Below are 416 nucleotides of genomic sequence, written 5' to 3' on the forward strand. Positions count from 1 at the left end.
CGTAATCGACGTTGCGTGGCCGGATGGCTTCCACGTATCGACGCAGTACGACGGCTTCGGCCGGCCGTCGCAGTTTCTGGAAAATGGCACGGCGAGCCTGGCGAAGTACAGCTATGACGCGCTGAACCGTCGGGCGAGGGTGGAACTGGGCAACGGGACGCGTACTGAGTTTGCGTACGACAACCGAGGGTGGTTGTCGGGCCAGGATCACCGGTTCACGAGCAGCGCGGAGGACTGGATCGCGCGGTTCGCACGCAACCAGTTGGGCGACATCACGCGATCGAGCGTGACGCACAACCGATACGGTTGGAAGCCGGCGACAGGGACCCGTACGACGTATACGGCCAACGGGCTGAACCAATACCGCACGGCAGCTGGGCGGGCGGTGACGTATGACCTGAACGGCAACCTGACGG

General features: G+C 63.7%; 1 pseudogene. It reads left to right on the forward strand.

The features are described 5' to 3' along the window. A pseudogene (locus tag U5771_RS35375) lies at positions 1 to 416 on the forward strand (hypothetical protein); the annotation flags it as partial.

This window comes from Burkholderia sp. BCC1977, from assembly GCF_905339595.1.
Lineage (GTDB): Bacteria > Pseudomonadota > Gammaproteobacteria > Burkholderiales > Burkholderiaceae > Burkholderia.